15 protein-coding genes and 1 pseudogene are annotated in these 18636 nt (G+C 41.5%); 8 read left to right on the top strand and 8 right to left on the bottom strand.

Translation table 11 applies throughout. From position 1 onward, the window contains the following. The first annotated feature begins 52 nt into the window (after nt 1–52). Nucleotides 53–1114, top strand: coding sequence for a serine/threonine protein kinase (locus tag V7K53_RS00505; protein WP_335195826.1), 1062 nt, complete (start codon nt 53–55; stop codon nt 1112–1114). A gap of 91 nt (nt 1115–1205) precedes the next feature. Here V7K53_RS00505 and V7K53_RS00500 read toward each other — a convergent pair whose 3' ends face one another. After that, on the bottom strand, nt 1206–1541 hold the full coding sequence (locus V7K53_RS00500; protein ID WP_335195758.1) for a hypothetical protein: 336 nt from the start codon (nt 1539–1541) through the stop codon (nt 1206–1208). Nucleotides 1542–1649: 108 nt separating this feature from the next. Between V7K53_RS00500 and V7K53_RS00495 the strand changes: the two genes are divergently transcribed. The 4 genes from V7K53_RS00495 to V7K53_RS00480 all read left to right on the top strand — a co-directional run bounded on the left by V7K53_RS00495 (nt 1650) and on the right by V7K53_RS00480 (nt 7356). Next, nucleotides 1650–3290 (top strand): AAA-like domain-containing protein, encoded by a 1641-nt coding sequence (locus tag V7K53_RS00495; RefSeq protein ID WP_335195757.1) that lies wholly within the window; start codon nt 1650–1652, stop codon nt 3288–3290. A gap of 65 nt (nt 3291–3355) precedes the next feature. Continuing rightward, entirely contained in the window at nt 3356–3982 is a 627-nt protein-coding gene (locus V7K53_RS00490; RefSeq protein ID WP_335195756.1) for a type I restriction endonuclease, read from the top strand. 81 nt (nt 3983–4063) lie between these two features. Further along, nucleotides 4064–7081, top strand: coding sequence for an AAA-like domain-containing protein (locus V7K53_RS00485; protein ID WP_335195755.1), 3018 nt, complete (start codon nt 4064–4066; stop codon nt 7079–7081). Between the two features lie 71 nt (nt 7082–7152). Further along, nucleotides 7153–7356, top strand: a complete 204-nt coding sequence (locus V7K53_RS00480) for a hypothetical protein (RefSeq protein WP_335195754.1) — start codon at nt 7153–7155, stop codon at nt 7354–7356. Nucleotides 7357–7550: 194 nt separating this feature from the next. Here the strand turns inward: V7K53_RS00480 and V7K53_RS00475 are convergent, their stop codons facing one another. Together V7K53_RS00475 and V7K53_RS00470 are read right to left on the bottom strand one after the other, a co-directional pair. Then, complete coding sequence (locus V7K53_RS00475) at nt 7551–8258, bottom strand: Uma2 family endonuclease (RefSeq protein ID WP_335195753.1); 708 nt, start codon at nt 8256–8258, stop codon at nt 7551–7553. 63 nt (nt 8259–8321) lie between these two features. Further along, entirely contained in the window at nt 8322–9068 is a 747-nt protein-coding gene (locus V7K53_RS00470) for a Uma2 family endonuclease (RefSeq protein WP_335195752.1), read from the bottom strand. Nucleotides 9069–9250: 182 nt separating this feature from the next. Here V7K53_RS00470 and uvrA point away from each other — a divergent pair, with 182 nt between their 5' ends. Further along, a complete protein-coding gene (uvrA, locus tag V7K53_RS00465) occupies nt 9251–12139 on the top strand; it encodes an excinuclease ABC subunit UvrA (protein WP_335195751.1) in 2889 nt (962 codons plus the stop codon). A 73-nt stretch (nt 12140–12212) separates the two neighbouring features. Here the strand turns inward: uvrA and V7K53_RS00460 are convergent, their stop codons facing one another. From V7K53_RS00460 to V7K53_RS00445, 4 genes are all read right to left on the bottom strand, one after another. Further along, nucleotides 12213–13784 carry an HNH endonuclease family protein gene (locus V7K53_RS00460; RefSeq protein WP_335195750.1) on the bottom strand — a complete coding sequence of 524 codons (1572 nt, stop codon included), beginning with the start codon at nt 13782–13784 and terminating at the stop codon, nt 12213–12215. A gap of 347 nt (nt 13785–14131) precedes the next feature. Next, nucleotides 14132–14614: a hypothetical protein gene (locus V7K53_RS00455; RefSeq protein ID WP_335195749.1), complete on the bottom strand. Its 483-nt coding sequence runs from the start codon at nt 14612–14614 to the stop codon at nt 14132–14134. A 136-nt stretch (nt 14615–14750) separates the two neighbouring features. Beyond that, nucleotides 14751–15308 (bottom strand): hypothetical protein, encoded by a 558-nt coding sequence (locus V7K53_RS00450; protein ID WP_335195748.1) that lies wholly within the window; start codon nt 15306–15308, stop codon nt 14751–14753. Nucleotides 15309–15435: 127 nt separating this feature from the next. Further along, complete coding sequence (locus tag V7K53_RS00445) at nt 15436–15888, bottom strand: cupin domain-containing protein (RefSeq protein ID WP_335195747.1); 453 nt, start codon at nt 15886–15888, stop codon at nt 15436–15438. Nucleotides 15889–16070: 182 nt separating this feature from the next. Between V7K53_RS00445 and V7K53_RS00440 the strand changes: the two genes are divergently transcribed. Further along, complete coding sequence (locus V7K53_RS00440) at nt 16071–17630, top strand: ATP-binding response regulator (protein WP_335195746.1); 1560 nt, start codon at nt 16071–16073, stop codon at nt 17628–17630. A 106-nt stretch (nt 17631–17736) separates the two neighbouring features. Further along, nucleotides 17737–18111 (top strand): response regulator, encoded by a 375-nt coding sequence (locus V7K53_RS00435; RefSeq protein ID WP_335195745.1) that lies wholly within the window; start codon nt 17737–17739, stop codon nt 18109–18111. A gap of 249 nt (nt 18112–18360) precedes the next feature. On the opposite strand, the pseudogene V7K53_RS00430 reads toward V7K53_RS00435, so the two are convergent. Beyond that, nucleotides 18361–18462: pseudogene (locus V7K53_RS00430) on the bottom strand (carboxylating nicotinate-nucleotide diphosphorylase); the annotation flags it as partial. Nucleotides 18463–18636: the final 174 nt, after the last annotated feature.

The raw sequence follows: 18636 nt of genomic DNA, 5'->3' as shown, positions 1-18636 counted from the left end.
TAATCTTTGAATTGCGCCTTGACATAATCAAACTCGTATGGTGTGTGAAGAAATGGAGCTTGATGTGCGTAATGGAGATAAAAGGGTAATACCCTTAAATCACCATCCAGATTTTTCAGAACTTGGCTATCAAGTCATCAGCGAACTAGGACGCAACCGAGAAGGGGGACGGATTACTTATCTAGCTAATGTTTTCAAATCTAATCAGCAGGTGGTAATTAAAGAGTTTTGTTTTGCTCGTGCAGGTGCTGATTTATCAGGTGTGAAAGCATATCAGCGCGAAATAGAAATTTTGCAACAACTCAATCATCCCCGCATTCCTCGCTATATAGATTCCTTTGAAATGCCAGGAGCTTTTTATCTCGTACAAGAATATAAAAATGCCCCATCATTGGGATTAAAACGTAGCTTCAATCCTGAAGAAATTAAGCAAATTGCTCTGTCAATCTTAGAAATTTTGGTTTATCTGCAAAAGCAACTTCCCGCAATTATTCATCGGGATATTAAGCCAGAGAATATTTTGGTTGACGAAGAACTAAATGCTTACCTGGTTGATTTTGGGTTGGCTAGAAGACAGGGTGCGAAAGTAGCTCTGAGCAGCTTTATAGCCGGAACTCCAGGTTTTATGCCACCAGAAGAACAGTTTGGTCATTCTCTGACTGAGGCATCAGATTTATACAGTTTAGGAGCAACGCTGATTTGCTTACTTACTAATACCCGTTCTGTTGAGATTGGCAAATTAATTGATGATAACTATCGCTTTAATTTCCAGCAATTAGTTCCTCAAATAAGTCCGCGTTTTCGGTGGTGGTTGATGAAAATGGTGGAACGTAACCGAAAACGCCGTTATGCTAATGCGGCTATTGCTTTAAAAGCACTTGGAACAATTGAGGTTGTTGGTAGTGCGACGACTGGGTTAGATAATTTCATCAGTACAATCAAATCTAGAAAACGAGCCGCTTTGTTGGGACTAGCTACTGTTGTTACACTGGCTGCGGTTGCCGGAACTTTGATAAGTTATCAGTCTGGTAATACGGTTAGGGAATTGTCGGAAGCTAGAGAATGTCAAAGTTTTGATTTAAGCTCAGATTGCCAAGATAAAATCGGAAATTAAGATTAATTAGGTTGCATCTGGCTAAGGATTGCAGCGATTTTCAATTGAATAGACTACACGCTAAGGGGCACAATATATTGTGCCCCTACAATTATGTATATTCCACGCTTGTGAAAATTGCTGGAATTTGCATGAGTATCCAATACTCGTTAACGGAGTTCAGAGGTGTATGAATCCAGTTCAAACACTCGTTAACGGAGATAAAAGGTGGATTCATCCAGTTCAAATACTCGTCAACGGAGATAAAAGGTGGATTCATCCAGTTCAAACACTCGTTAACGGAGATAAAAGGTGGATTCATCCAGTTCAGATACTCGTTAACGGAGATAAAAGGTGGATTCATCCAGTTCAGATACTCGTTAACGGAGATAAAAGGTGGATTCATCCAGTTCAAATACTCGCTGACGGAGATAAAAGGTGGATTCATCCAGTTCAAACACTCGTTAACGGTAATGCACTATCAGTAATTGTGTAGTTATCTGCTGTAGTAAACTACATCTAAGCCAGAAGCCTGCATTCAATAGTTGATAGCGCTGTGAAAAAAATCCTGATTGTGTCAGCTAATCCCACGACGACAGATAAACTTCGCTTGGACGAGGAAGTAAGGGAAATTCAGGAAGGGTTGCAACGCTCTCGCAGCCGAGATAAGTTTGAACTGATTACTAAATGGGCGGTGCGGCCTGACGATTTGCGGCGTGCGCTTTTAGATCATAATCCTCATATTATCCATTTTTCTGGACATGGTGGAGGAAATCAAGGTTTAGCCTTGGAAAATAATACAGGGGAAATGCAGCTGGTGAGTACAGAGTCACTGGCAAGGTTATTTAAGTTATTTAAGGACAAAATTGAGTGTGTATTATTAAATGCCTGTTATAGCGAAGTGCAAGCTGAGTCTATTTCTCAACACATTAACTGTGTAGTTGGGATGAATCGGGCAATTGGGGACAGGGCGGCAATTAAATTCGCGGTAGGCTTTTATGATGCACTAGGCGCTGATAGGTCTTATGAGGATGCTTATGAGTTTGGCTGTAGCGCTATTGATTTAGAAAGTATTCCAGAGTCTTCCACCCCAGTGCTGAAAAGTCGGAACAATCCCCAAGGTGCTATCTCTGCTAAAGAAACGATTCTAGATACCGAGATAAAACCAGCAGTCACCTTAGAAAATCCAGAAGGGCAGGTATCTTTAAACTCTGCGTTCTATGTCGAGCGATCGCCTATTGAGGTAGACTGTTATGAAGCGATTCTTCAACCAGGGGCCTTAATTCGCATCAAAGCTCCCCGGCAGATGGGCAAAACTTCGCTCATGTCGCGGGTTCTCCATCATGCTAGTCAACATAACTATCAGACCGCACCCGTAAATTTCCAGTCAGCTGATGCAGAATTTCTCGCTAATTTAGATCATTTTTTGCAGTGGTTCTGCGCCAGCATTACTTACGAGTTGAATCTATCCGATAAGTTAGACGAGTATTGGAAGGGTGTTTTAGGTAGCAAAAATAAATGTACGAATTATTTTCAACGGTATTTATTACCCGCCATTAATAGCCCCGTAGCTTTGGGTTTGGATGAAGTCGATGAAGTCTTCAAGCATCCCATAATTGCGGCTGATTTTTTTGGATTGCTACGGGCTTGGCATGAGCGGTCAAAGAATGAGACAGTTTGGAAAAATCTCCGGTTGGTAATTGTGCATTCTAAGGAAGTTTATATCCCGCTCAATATTAATCAGTCGCCTTTTAATGTCGGCTTACCCATTGAGTTACTAGACTTAAATCAAACACAAATACAAGATTTAGTACAGCGTCACGGACTCAATTGGTCTGACTCACAAATTGAAGAATTAATGACACTCGTCGGTGGTCATCCTTATTTAGTGCGGGTAGCGCTTTATGAAATTGCCCGTGGTCGGATGACGCTGGAAAATCTGCAAAAAATCGCCGCAACTGAGGAAGGTCCTTACAGTGACCATTTACGCCGCCATTGGCTGAACTTGCAAGAGGATGCAGAATTGCTAGCGGCGGTTAAACAAGTGATGACAGCAAATCGCGCCGTAGATGTAGGCACAACTGAAGCGTTTAAACTCCGCAGTATGGGGTTAGTTAAGTTTCAAGGCAATCAAGTAGTGCCACTGTGTGGATTGTATCGTCAATATTTTGGGCATCGCTTGGGAATTAAAAATTAAAAAAGTACATTAGGAGTGCAATAAGACTTTTATCTGCAATTACCATTTAACAAAAAGGTTTAACAATGGTTCAAGTTATTCAAGGAAAAGATATCACCCTAGCCCAACTCATAGATCAATTTGGGCTACAACGTGCAGACAACGAACAGTTTTTTTCAGAGTGGCAGCAAGATTTACCTGAGTTGAGTGATTTAGAAAAGCAATCTCTCAACCAAGTCAAAGCAGAATATTTGCATTTATCCCGCTACCAAATTTTAGAACCTGTAGTCAAAATGGTGGTGCTATCTCCACTATTGCGTCTAGCAGGTTTTTATCAACCGCCTTTTTACATCGTGTCGGAAGAAGAGGTCAGAATTTCTTCTGAAGACGAAGGCACAATTATTAGAGGACGTATTGATATTTTGGTGTTTCATCCTCCATTTTGGGTTCTCGTAATTGAGGCGAAGCGAGCAGAATATTCTTTGGAGGTAGCAATTTCTCAAGCATTAGCTTATATGTTGGCTAATCCTGGTAATGATAAACCTAAATTTGGTTTTGTAACCAATGGTAGAGAATTTCAATTTATTAAGTTGATGAACCAGGGTACACCAAAATATGAATTATCTTACACACTGTCGCTCAATCGTGGGGATGACCTAAATACTGTGGTAAAAGTGTTAAAACGTCTAGCTTATTTAGTCCGGAATTCGTAGTCTCCGTCCTAACATACCCTACCAAATTTGTATTTCATAATTTTTAATTTTTAATTTTTAATTTTTAATTTTTAATTGTTTATGACCCAGTACCAATATCAAGTCGGTGGTAGTCTGCCTCAAAATGCCTTAACTTATGTTAGACGGCAAGCTGACCATGACCTCTATGAAGGCTTGAAGGCTGGGGATTTTTGTTATGTACTCAATTCCCGGCAGATGGGTAAATCTAGCTTGCGGGTGCAGGTAATGCACCAGTTGCAAACAGAGGGATTTGCTTGTGCTGTTGTTGATATTACAGCTATTGGGACGGCAGATATTACCCCAGAAGAGTGGTATGCCGGGGTGATTGATACTCTGGTGGGAAGTTTTAATATTTATCCAACTTTTGATTTAGATACTTGGTGGACTGATAACGCTTTGCTTTCACCAGTGCAGCGTTTGAGCAAGTTTATTGAAACAATATTACTTCAAACAATTACTGAAAAGATTGTTATTTTTATTGATGAAATTGACAGCGTTCTGAGTCTTTCATTCAACTTAGATGACTTTTTTGCAGTTATCCGCGATTGCTACAACCGACGAGCAGACCATCCTGAATATAATCGCATCACTTTTGCGTTGATTGGCGTGTCTACGCCTTCAGATTTGATTCAAGATAAACAGCGCACACCTTTTAATATTGGACAGGCAATTGATTTAACTGGCTTTCAACTCCAAGAGGCGCAACCCTTGGCACAGGGTTTGGCAGCAGCGGGAAATCCTCAAGAGGCAATGGCGGCGGTGCTGGCTTGGACGGGAGGACAACCGTTTTTGACGCAAAAAGTTTGTAAGTTGTTAATTGAGGAATGCCCTGTAGAGACGCGATTTATCGCGTCTTGTGGAGACGAGGAGAAATCCCAAATTGAGGGGTTGGTAGCAGGGGTGGTAAGAAGGCGGATTATTGAGAATTGGGAAGGACAAGATGAGCCGGAGCATTTGAAGACGATTCGAGACAGAATCATGCGGAGTGGAGAACAAAGGACTGGGCGATTGTTGGGGTTGTATCAGCAGATTTTGCAACCGGGAGAGATAGCAACCGATGATAGTCCTGAACAAACGGAACTGCGGCTGACGGGTTTGGTGGTGAAGCGGGAGGGGAAGCTGCAAATTTATAACCGAATTTATGCAGAGGTATTTAAGCAAGAGTGGTGCGACAAGATTTTAGCAAACTTGCGCCCGTACTCCGATACATTTAATGCCTGGGTTGAGTCGCAACGTCGAGATGAGTCGCGTTTGTTGCTAGGAAAGACTTTGCAACATGCTCAAGAATGGGCAGTCGGTAAAAGTTTGACTGATTTGGATTATCAGTTTTTAGCTGCTAGCCAGGAGTTGGAAAAGCGCGATGTGCAAAAACGACTGGAAACTGAAGAACAGGCAAAGCAAGTTTTAGCAGAAGCGAACCATAAAGCTAATCAACGGATTCGCATTGGCTCTGTGGTGTTAGGTTTTGCTTTGGTGGGGGCGCTAGCATCATTTATAGTTACTCAAAAAAGTCTTCAGGCATCCAAGAATGTTATAGAATTAGCTAAGGCAAAAACAAATAACGCCCAGAGAGAGTTAAAAAACGCGAGGACAGAAACCGCAGCAACCAAGCAAGATAATCAGCGTATATCAGCTGAAAATAAACGGATATCAGAACAGGCAGCACAGGCAAAACAGAATCTTGGTAACGTAACTTCAAAACTGAATGCTGCAAATGTCAAAGTGAATCGGGCAGAGCAAATCCTGAAACTAGCCCAAAACAAAGTGGCAGCAGCTAGCGCAAAGGCTAGTCAAGCTGAAGCACAGGCAAACCAAGCAATTCAACAACGGCAAGAGGCAGTCAATGCCCGTAAAACTTCTCTTGGGGAACTAAAAAAGGTAGATGCAGCCAGAAATGTTGCTTTAACGGCTACGCGATTGGAACAAGACGGAACGAATGCGTTGCAAGTGTTTAATTCATCAGCCGAAATACCTGCAAACGAAACAATTGCTTTGCTATTAGCAATGCAGTCGGCAAAAACATTGAAAAGTCTACTCAAGGATAAACAATCTTTAGCAGACTATCCATCATACAGCCCTTTATTTAGTTTACAGATAATTTTATCTAAAATTGGTGAGCAAAATCCCCTAAAAAACCATAGCGATTCGGTCAACAGCGTTGTCTTCAGCTCGGATGGCAAAACTTTAGCTTCCGCTAGTGATGACAAGACCATCAAACTGTGGAATCTTGACACGCACAAAGAAATTACTACTCTGAGAGGGCATAGCTATTCAGTCAACAGCATCGTCTTCAGCCCAGATGGCAAAACTTTAGCTTCCGCCAGTGGTGACAAGACCATCAAATTGTGGAATCTCGACACACACAAAGAAATTACTACTCTGAGAGGGCATAGCTATTCGGTCAACAGCATCGTCTTCAGCCCAGATGGCAAAACTTTAGCTTCCGCCAGTGGTGACAGCACCATCAAATTGTGGAATCTCGACACGCACAAAGAAATTACCACTCTGAAAGGGCATAGCAGTTGGGTCAACAGCGTCGTCTTCAGCCCGGATGGCAAAACTTTAGCTTCCGCCAGTAGTGACAACACCATCAAATTGTGGAATCTCAACACGGACAAAGAAATTACCACTCTGAGTAGGCATAGCAATTGGGTCAACAGCGTCGTTTTCAGCTCGGATGGCAAAACTTTAGCTTCTGCCAGTGGTGACAACACCATCAAATTGTGGAATCTCAACACGGGCAAAGAAATTACCACTCTGAAAGGGCATAGCGATTCGGTCAACAGCGTCGTTTTCAGCCCAGATGGCAAAACTGTAGCTTCCGCCAGTAGTGACAACACCATCAAATTGTGGAATCTCGACAGGCGCAGACAAATTACTACTCTGAGTGGGCATAGCAGTTGGGTTTACAGCGTCGTCTTCAGCCCGGATGGCAAAACTTTAGCTTCCGCAAGTGGTGACAAGACCATCACATTGTGGAATCTGAATCTTGATGATTTATTAGCACAGGGTTGCAATTTGCTTAAGGTTAATTTGGTTAGCGATCCTGATGTGGCTAGGGTGTGTCCAAGGCAGTAAGGAGAGGGGAAGCACTTCGGCTACGCTCAGTGACCGGGGGGCAGAGGGGTAGAGGAGCAGGGGTGTATGTGATGGGTACCGCAGTTACACCCGTCGTAGATATCGCCTGCTGCAACACTAAGCTTAAATTTAGAGCCAAAAGCGATCGCTCACTAAAAAAGAAATGCGATGTCTACGACGGGCTACACCTACGCAGTTCTGATCTCGGCGTTTCGAGTTCCGAACACGAATGGCCGAGCAAAAAGGCTGAAATTCCGAGTTCCGAACACCAATGACCGAGCAAAAAGGCTGAAGTTCCGAGTTCCGAACACCAATGACTGAGCAAAAAGGCTGAAGTTCCGAGTTCCGAACACCAATGACCGAGTAAAAAGGTCGAACTTCCAAGTTCTGAACACCAATGACCGAGCAAAAAGGCTGAAGTTCCGAGTTCCGAACACCAATGACCGAGCAAAAAGGTCGAAGTTCCGAGTTAAACCTCCGGTTCTACCCCCAGCGCTTTTAACTGAGCGGCCAATCTCTCTGCACGTTGCCGTTCTTTTGCTGCTAACTCCAAACCCCACAGTAATAATTCGCCATTGTCATCCCACCAACGTAACCAATAACCTGTGCGGTTTTCTCGGCTTCCTTGCCATACGCCTAAAAACAAGTTCATTTCCGCAATCCAGTGACGATCGCTTGCATCTGGTGTTTGCAGTTCATAATTTCCTAAATCATCTCGCCGATAAACTTCTAAAACTCCGCCGTCTGGTTCAAAAATGGCATAGTTTGGCACTTGTAAAATCTGCTCATAATAAAACCATTTACCAGGGGGATAGGTCGGTTTACTCGAATACTCACCACCTTCGGTATCTGAGAGAAATTCCATCACAATTACGGGAATATCACCTTGGAGTCGTGGCGTATAACTGCGCTTCACTTCTTCTCGTGAGACTCGAATAGATGGTACATATCCCCAATCTGGTGCTTTGACCACAAATCGATTATTCAAAGTGGCGCAGAGACCGTAGTTAGTGATGGTTAAAGCATCAGTGAGTAATCTGCCAGCAAGTTCCAAGCTTTCTGTTAAAGCAGCAGCCAAGAGTGGCTGATTAATGTTATCCACTGGTTCGTTGTCTAAAACAAAATCATCAGGTAACTTTTCCCAGGTGACATTATGAGTGGCTGCATTGGCTAGCATAATCAGAATATCTTAAGTACAAATTCAATTTCTAATGACCCGATTAAAAAATTGCACACGGCGTTACTCCTGAGCAAGGGTTCGCACTTCTTCCACTGACAATCCCAAAGCTTGGGCAATCTGTTCAATGCTCAAATTCATTTGCAATAATCGGGGTATGGCATCTCTTCTAGCTTGTTCTGCAAGTTCCGCCCGTTGGCGTTCTTGTTCTGCTCGTTGCCGTTCTTGCTCGGCGTTGCGAGAAATTTCTGTATAAGTTAAAAACCGTTCTCCATCAGGGCGATATAACTGTAAACCCTCTGATGATGGAACAAAGCGAATTTTTAACAGAGGACTCACCCAATCTTCCATTTGGGGGATGACATCTAAACCGTCTTCGCTACGCAACCATCCACGCAAATTATTGCGATCGGGATCGTAAATGTAGTACTCTTCTACGCCATAGCGATCGTAGAAAAGTAATTTCTTGTCCATTTCAGTTTGGGTGTTGCTCGGAGAAAGAATTTCAAACACCACTTGCGGTGCAATTCCCTCCTCTTTCCATTGTTGATAGCATAAGCGATCGCCTTTTGGTCTACCCAATACCACCATCACATCTGGGGCGTTAACAATTTTGTTGCGTCCCTCTACCGGATACCAAAACAAATCTCCCGCAACAAATACATTTGGATCGTTGGCAAATAGCCACTCGATATTCTGCTTAATTTCCACAATCCAGCCAAACTGTATGGTATTATTTGCCACTGGTTGTCCATCACTATCTGGGTAGATGACCTCTGGCTGGGTCGGCGGTTGGATTTGCGATACCATAGCTTCGCCCTCAGAAGGATATTTAATCGGGATGCTTCCAAATTAGCAGACTCTTAAGGATGTCTGCGCCATGAATCTAGAAGGATAAGTAACTAAAACAGTACGATTGTTCTACTATAAACTAATTAAAGATAGTATTATTAAGGACTGTTTCATAAGAAACTCCTTCTTCGCCGCCCAATATGTCAGACCAACAGCTAGCAGCATCCTTGAATGGACATCTTCCGTACCCCAGCCACAACAGCCAGAATACCATTCGGATTCGGGGTGCTAGGCAGCATAATCTGAAAAATATTGACTTGGAATTGCCACGCGATCGCCTGATTGTCTTCACTGGCGTTTCTGGTTCTGGTAAGTCTTCCCTAGCCTTTGATACCATTTTCGCTGAAGGGCAACGTCGCTATGTGGAATCCCTCAGCGCCTACGCACGGCAATTTCTAGGACAACTGGATAAGCCGGATGTAGAAGCCATTGAAGGCTTAAGTCCAGCAATTTCTATTGACCAAAAGTCAACCTCTCATAACCCCCGTTCCACTGTCGGTACGGTGACGGAAATTTACGACTATTTGCGGCTGTTGTTTGGTCGGGCTGGCGAACCCCATTGTCCGATATGCGATCGCTGTATTGCACCTCAGACAATCGATGAGATGTGCGATCGCATCATGGAATTACCAGATCGCACCCGCTTCCAAATTCTTGCACCCGTGGTCAGGGGAAAAAAGGGCACACACCGGAAGCTTTTGTCAAGTCTGGCTTCTCAAGGTTTTGTCCGCGTGCGGATCAATGGCGAGATCCGCGAACTGTCAGATTCCATTGAATTGGATAAAAATTTTACCCACACCATCGAAGTGGTAATTGACCGCTTGGTGAAAAAGGCTGATATCCAAGAGCGTTTGGTTGATTCTTTGTCTACGTGTCTCAAGCAATCAGGTGGGATTGCAGCCATTCTGGTGAGTCTGCTTGGTGACGACGGACAAGAAAAAGAAGAAGAATTAGTATTTTCAGAAAATTTTGCTTGTCCAGAACATGGGGCGGTAATGGAGGAACTATCGCCGCGATTGTTCTCCTTTAACTCGCCCTATGGTGCTTGTCCGCACTGTCATGGCATCGGGACTTTAAGGAGATTTGCGCCAGACTTGATCGTACCCGACTGGGAAGCGCCAGTTTATGCTGCGATCGCGCCTTGGTCAGAAAAAGATAATTCTTATTACTTGGAATTACTCTATAGTGTGGGGCAAATTTATGGATTTGAGTTACAGACAAATTGGGGCAAGCTGACAGAAGAACAGCAGCAAATTCTTCTGTATGGAGAGAAAGATGAACGAGCCGCAGAAGCACAGAGAAAGCAGAGTTTTAAAGGTGCGATTCCAATTTTGCAACGGCAATATGAAGGTGGTTCTGAACTAATTAAGCAAAAATTAGAGCAGTATTTAATCGATCAACCGTGTGAAGTTTGTAAGGGAAAACGGTTAAAACCGGAAGCTTTAGCGGTGAAGTTGGGACAATATGGAATTTTAGAGTTGACTACCGTATCGATTCGGGATTGTCGGGAGAGAATTGAGCAATTTAAGTTGAGCGATCGCCAGTTACAAATTGCTGATTTAGTCCTCCGAGAAATCAAAGCAAGATTACAATTTTTGTTGGATGTAGGTTTAGATTACCTCACCCTTGACCGTCCTGCCATGACTCTTTCCGGTGGCGAAGCCCAACGAATTCGCCTAGCAACGCAAATTGGTTCTGGATTAACAGGAGTTCTCTACGTTTTAGATGAACCGAGTATTGGTTTGCATCAACGAGATAATGGCAGGTTGCTCAAAACCTTAACGAAATTGCGCGATTTGGGTAATACATTGATTGTCGTTGAGCACGATGAAGAAACAATTCGCGCAGCCAACCACATTGTTGATATTGGCCCTGGTGCAGGAATTCACGGCGGAAATATTATCGCCCAAGGTGATTTTGAGACGTTATTAGCAGCAGAAGATTCTTTGACGGGTGCATATTTATCAGGAAGACGAGTAATTACTACACCAGCAGAACGCCGAGAAGGGAATGGGCGCAGTTTGGGAATTAAAAATGCCCATCGCAACAATTTACAAAACATAGATGTAGACATTCCGCTAGGTAAACTCGTCTCCATCACTGGTGTGTCTGGTTCTGGCAAATCTACGCTAATTAATGAATTACTCTACCCGTCTCTGCAACACCATTTAACTAAGAAAGTTCCCTTACCCAGACATTTGGATAAAATTCAGGGATTGAATGCGATTGATAAAGCGATCGTTATCGATCAATCTCCCATTGGACGCACACCACGTTCTAACCCTGCAACTTACACAGGAATTTTCGATGCCATTCGGGATGTATTTTCCCAAACAGTAGAAGCCAAAGCTAGAGGCTACAAACCCGGACAATTTTCTTTCAACGTTAAAGGTGGACGTTGCGAAGCTTGTAGCGGCCAGGGTGTGAATGTTATTGAAATGAACTTTCTCCCTGATGTTTACGTGCAATGCGAAATTTGTAAGGGTGCAAGATACAACCGCGAAACTTTGCAAGTGAAGTACAAAGATAAGTCTATATCTGATGTACTGAGAATGACAGTTGAGGAAAGTTTAGACTTTTTCCAGAATATTCCCAAAGCGATCGCGCGTTTGCAAACTTTATTTGATGTCGGGTTGGGTTACGTCCAACTAGGACAACCTGCGACTACCTTATCTGGTGGTGAAGCGCAACGGGTGAAATTGGCAACAGAACTATCTCGACGCGCCACAGGTAAGACACTTTATTTAATCGATGAACCGACAACAGGGTTATCTTTTTATGATGTCCACAAATTATTAGATGTGTTGCAAAGATTGGTAGATAAAGGTAATTCAATATTAGTAATTGAACACAACTTAGATGTAATTCGTTGTTCTGATTGGGTGATAGATTTGGGGCCAGAAGGTGGCGACAAAGGCGGAGAATTGATTGCTGTAGGTACACCAGAGGAAGTTGCAAAAAACCCCAGGTCTTATACTGGACAATATTTGCAGCAGGTGTTGAAACAGTATCCGGCAGTTAAATTTTAGCCTTTTCCAAGTCACTTGCATTACATAAAACTAAAGAATCTTATCTCTATTTTTTATGCCTAGTTTGAGATTTTTAATTTTTGAATGTTGTATTGCAGTATAGGTGAGTTAACTGTGCATTACCTAAATTACCTAAGCCACCATCTTGTTTTCTTGTTTTGTGATCTATAGATATAGAGTGACTGTGAAGATAGCCACCACAGATTTTACATCTTTGAACTTTAGGTAAAGCATCTCTGATAAAAGCTGCTGCTTTGGTTTCTCGTGAAAAAGTTTTACTTTGAGTTTCACTTGTGTTAACTCTAGATTTCATTTTTAAGGAACCAAAAGTTTTTTCGGCTATGATTTCCTTCATAACATTTTTTTTATCTATACCTTGTGTTAATTTATCAATTATTGTCAAATAAAAATCTTTAACCTTTTCTCGTGCCTTGACTGCACTACTTTTACTTACAATTTGTGGAACTATATCATCATGTTGCCAAATCACAAATTCAAAATCTTTCCTGCATTTTATAAATTTATCATAAGAATTATTTTTTCCTAAATATAATACCAAGCTAACAACACCATAAAATGAACCTACTCTATATCGACTATCATAAGTATAGAAATATACGAGCGGATGAAGTCCAAGAGATGAAGGATCATTAGCATTTATTCTTTGGGCTAATTTTTGACAATTCGTTAAGAATTTTACAGTATTTTCTCCTGTTGAATCGTCATTCAAATCAAGTTCATTTTCTACTTCTATATTGTTAACTATATTGACAAATTCTAAGATAAATTCATTTTTCTGTGAAGTCGATAGATTTCCTACCATTGGAACATCTGTAGTTTTTATAGGATTTTTAAGCTTAGGCTCAAAAATCAGTTGATGTATTTCTTGAGCGAGTGTTTCAATTTTGTTTTGTTTATCTTGTGAAAACTCTGACCAATATTTATGACCATTACCACTTCTCATAATTGCACGAGCAGCAACGCCATTAGGTTTATTCCTAGCCTTTAATAAACGCATTTCAGTTGGACTAATAGGTGCTGCTTTTTGATTAATGTTAAAAAATGAATCTGCTGCTTTAGATGCATCACCACCAACCCACTGAAGTTGGATACCCAAACTACCTAAATTTCTTGCTCTCTCAAGTGTTTTTTGATCTATTTTATCTAAGTGCTGTGTTGATAATTCATAATCCTGGTAAGAGCCTATCTTATTCTTAATTAGTGTTCTAACTTCCTGACCAGCATTTTTTTGTTCTTCTGTGATATATGCATCATAAAAATTATTGGAAATATCTTTATCGCCATAATCATCATTTATCCAGGCTATTAAAGCACTTAGCCTATGTGAGCCATCAATTACGAAAAAATAACCACTATTACTTCTCCAAAGAATAACAGCTGGTATTAAATCACCATCTAAAAAACTTTCAATAAAATCACATATTTTCTGAGCATCCCACTCATTGGTTTCTCGTTGAAAATCGGGTTTTCGTAAAAATGGATAGAAAAAATCTTTTTGCTCTAAATTACGAATTTGTATCATAGGAATATTATTGAGTATGATTTGAGATTGCTGTCCTTGAACCTCAAATGCTTCTCTAGGTATAAGTGCATCTAGGCTAACTTTTGGGCTATCTTTTGGCATTTTAGGTGGTTCTATAATTTTTTATACTAACTATAAGTATATACAACATTTTCGTTAAAAACCATACAATAAAAATTGTAATTCATCAATATAATAACCAGAAGTTTTCATAGCAATTCAGTTGGGCAAAATGAATCATGCATAGTGCCGTCTGAACTAGATTTCACTTAAAAAAGCGATCGCTGATTCTAAAATAAACAAACTTGCATCAACATGAAAAAACTTTCCCAAAGCCTCAGCTTGTGTTTTAGTGACTTATAGTCGACAAAATCCCCAACTTATCAAACAAGTTGGGGATCTATGATTTACAATTCTTACAAATAAAATAGGATTGCAATAAATGCTTATCAATTTGTAGCTAAAGCTGGTTCTGCCAAAAAATATTTCAGATTTTCTTGCTGGGTAGCAAATCTCAAATATTGAGATGCCATTTCTGGTGTTAGCAATTCAATCATTAACCTGTTTTCCACCCAGAACTCAATCACATCAAAGAAAGAATCGCGGTTACAGCGCACTACACGCCAACCTTCACGCACACCAATTTTTTCAATTTCTTGCTGACTAATTGGTACAGAGATGGCTGCATGAATATCTGTATACCTGGAAGTAATAGCAGTATGCACAAATACGCATTGTTCATCACCTTCACCAGGTTCTATTTGAGAACCTAAAGGATAAAGTTCAATGGCTGTACCGTATTGATCAAAAGGTATAACCATATAACTTCCTGGATTAGGAGGAAAGGGAACAGCTTGCGCTTTTAAGATTTCCCCCAGAACTTGAGCAACATGGCTAGGGTTTCTAACAGCAATTGAAATATGGTGAATCATAGAATAACCTCAGTTTGATATCTTGTAGATTAGAAAACAATCGGGTAGAACTAGGGGAGGCAGGGGAGAGAAAAAATTCTTAACCTCAGCGTATTGAGTTCTATTTGAGTTCTATGCAAATTGAATGCTCATTAGCTTATTGAGGTCGTCCATAATGAGCGCGACCCTGACCATTAGCAGTCTCAAGTACTAAAACTTGCTGCCCATAATCATTCGTCTCAATCGACCATTTGTAAGTCTCAGGCTTTGCTGTATTGCGGCTGGAGTAGGTACGCCCACTATTGCAGATTTGCCCTTTGGATGTGCTGTCGCTGGGTTGAAAAGTAAGGCGTTGAGCCTCAATCTTAACTTTGCCTTTTTCCTCTATAAAGAGGTTAGACGCACAGTTGTAGGTGTTGATTTGAATCAGTCTATTTCGCTTGTAGTTTCCATTAGATGCAAGTTGAAATTGGTCGCTAGAGCCGTTTGGGGCTGCTGACTGCCCTGTGTAACTGTCTTGGTATTGGATGGACGAGATTCGGCCATATCGCCACTCGCCTTGGAGTTCAGCAGGCACTCCAGTGTCGTTACCCGCCTGACTCGCGCTTGGGTAAAAAACAAGGCTAGCGGTGAAACCCAAACTCACGGCAGTAGCAGCGAAAAAGCAGACAGTTTTTGGTATGGAATAGAGTTGCTTGTTGGTTATTAAGTACATCGAATTTTTGTAGAAATAGATTTATTTATCAACGAAAGCGATTTACAACGCGAACTTTGCGTGTTGTAAATCGCTTTTCCGAATAGGGGCACACAAATGTGCGCCCAAATCCACCCAAACGAAAACTTCATGCAATAAACTGCAATCCATATTTGTTCAAAACAGGCTGTACTTTTTCCATATTTAGCGATGTACTATCTGCTACTTGACCCATTTCTTCATAGAACTTTTTCGCGCCCTTGGGTGAAATTAAAACCAGAAATTTCGCAGTAGCAGAACGAATCTTAAAGCCGTGTGGTGTATTGTGAGGAATGTTAACGAAAAAGCCTGGTGATGCCAAAATTGTTTCTGTAGCAATTTGGATGTCTATTTCACCTTCTAGAATATAAAATGCCTCTTCCCAAGGGTGAGTATGAAGTGGTGGGCCATTTTCTTCTGTATCTGTAATTTCATAAATTGTCCAAGCTTGGTTAGTCTCTTCTCCGGTTACTTTTGTTGTAAACTGTGCCCCAATAACTGAAAATTGATTCCCTTCTCCTGATGCAAGAATAGTTGGTTTTCGGATAGTTGCATTTTGCATACAAGTTACTCCTTGTTGTGTAATTTAGTAAGTGATTTACAAACTTGATTTGATGTTTTTAACATTAGAAGTTAATCGGGGAGAACTAGGGTAGATAAATGGGTAACTGCTATTTTTTCTGTAACTGATTATTAAGACATTGAACTAAGGTTAAAATCTCTAGAAACAATTAGTAGCCTATTGTGGCTAAAGTCGATATTGCCATGCCTAAAGAGTCAGTCAACTTTCCCAAAGCAGACATACTGGTGATTGATGACACGCCAGAAAACCTGAATCTCTTATCTGCTATGCTGACGGAACAGGGATATAAAGTTAGGAGTGTAACTAAAGGTTCTACAGGTTTACGGGGAGCAAATGCAGTTCCCCCCGACTTGATTTTGCTGGATGTGAATATGCCTGAGATGAATGGCTATGAAGTCTGCCAACACCTAAAGGCAAGCGATCGCACCCGTGAAATTCCGGTAATTTTTATCAGTGCTTTGGGTGATGTGCTAGATAAAGTAAAAGCCTTTACAGTTGGTGGGGTAGACTATATTACTAAGCCTTTCCAGCTAGAAGAGGTTTTAGCACGAATTGAAAACCACTTGACCATTTGGAAACTGCAACGACAACTCCAAGCCCAAAATGAGCGGTTGCAGCAGGAAATTTCTGAACGCACCAAAGCAGAAGAGAAGTTTGCTAAAGTTTTTCGCTCTAGTCCCAACCCAATTGCGATCGCCACAGTTTCCGAAGCTCGTTTTATTGATGTCAATCCCAGCTTCTTGAAGATGAGCGGCTATTGTCTAGAAGAAGTAATTGGAGATACTGCTACCGAACTTAATTTAGGTAAAAATACAGTCGCGATCTCTCAAACAATTCAACTTCTGCCAGAAACTGGCTCACTGTACAATCTAGAATTTGAATTTTCTACTAAGTCTGGAGAACTCAAAACCATACTGATATCTCTCGAATTAATTGACTTAGGTGGAGTGCCATGTGCTTTATTAATTGCCAATGACATTACCGAACGCAAACGTCTAGAAAACGAATTTATCTCTTTAGTCAGTCATGAGTTGCGTACACCTTTAACTTCCACAATGGGAGCATTAGATTTATTGAGTTCAGGACAACTGGGAACTCTAACCGAACAAGGACAAAAAGTCCTCAGCATTGCCACAACTAATACTGAACGCTTGATTCGTTTAGTGAACGATATTCTCGATTTAGAGCGGATGAAATCGGGCAAAATCTTCACACGGAAGGCGAAGTGTAACGCCGCAGACTTGCTAATTACGGCAACAGAAGCAATGCAAGCAATGGCAGATAAATTACAAGTTCAACTAATTATAAATCCCGTAGCAGTAGAACTTTGGGCAGATCCCGATCGCCTCCTGCAAACCCTCACCAATTTACTGAGCAACGCGATTAAGTTTTCTGAACCAGGTGACACTGTGTGGATAAGTGCCACTCTCTCAGAATCCAGAGGCGTTGAGTCTGGAGAAAATCAGCCTTCATCACCCAACTTTCTTTTAATTACGATCCAAGATGAAGGGCGAGGAATTCCTGAAGATAAATTGCAAATCATCTTCGAACGTTTTCAGCAGGTAGATGCATCTGACTCCCGCAACAAAGGAGGAACAGGTTTAGGACTTGCTATTTGTCGAGATATCATACAGCAACATAATGGTAAAATCTGGGTTCAGAGCATTTTAGGCAAAGGTAGCACCTTTTATCTACTGTTACCTTTAGCAGACTCTCAATAGCAGCCTTTAATTACCCAAATCTCCCCTACTTCTGCCCGATTGCATTCTAAAATAGCTGAAGACTAATCAAGCTAATCAGCATCACATATCATGCGAGAGTGACAATATGAGCAGAAATATCTTGATTGTTGATGATGAAGAAGATGTGCAGGCGATCGCAAAATTGGGATTAGAAATGGGTGCTGGTTGGAACGTATTGACTGCTTGTTCTGGTCGAGAAGCGTTGAATGTAGCTGCCAACTCTAAACTTGATGTCATTTTACTAGATATGATGATGCCTGATATGGATGGGCGTGCAACTCTGCAACAACTGAAGGCTAACCCCGTCACTAATTCAATTCCCGTAATTTTACTAACTGCCAAAGTCCAGGAGTCCGATCAAGAAAGCTTTGCTGGCTTAGATGTAGCTGCTGTCTTTGCCAAGCCTTTCCGTCCCTTGAAACTAGCAGCACAAATCAGTGAAGCATTAGGTTGGGGCTGATAATCAAATAGATATTTATTTAGTATCCCATCGATAATCGGGGGTAGCAGAGAAAAATATTTAGGATCGGGCCATTCCGAATGCACAGTCTGATATCAATAATATCGCCATACTAAGTATGGTATTACTTCTCTTATACCCACCCACTTGGGATATCAGACCATTTACTCTATCTATATATAATATATTGCGCGTTAGATATCATCTGTTTAGACTGAAGCGCAAAGAAATTGATCTATCAATAATTTAGGCGCTAGTAAAGCGATCGCCCCGCCCAATATCCTCCAACAACCAGCTACGCAACAGGGGGTCTAAAACCAGCCAAGGCGGCAAAACAGTAGAATAGCTCACAAATTTAAAAGCTTCCTAAGAGACTTCAGCAATACTATAGCCTAAAACCCTTGTCCTCCAAGGCTTTGATAGTGATGCAGAAGCGGTCCAAAAGTATTTTGGGAAAAATAGTTGACACAATGAATTGGGTTCGCTATATTGAATAAGTGCTTGAAGCGGAGCGCGAAAGAGCGA

It is taken from the genome of Nostoc sp., assembly GCF_036917355.1.
Taxonomy (GTDB): Bacteria; Cyanobacteriota; Cyanobacteriia; order Cyanobacteriales; family Nostocaceae; genus Nostoc.
This window is presented reverse-complemented; position numbering and strand designations above follow the sequence as displayed.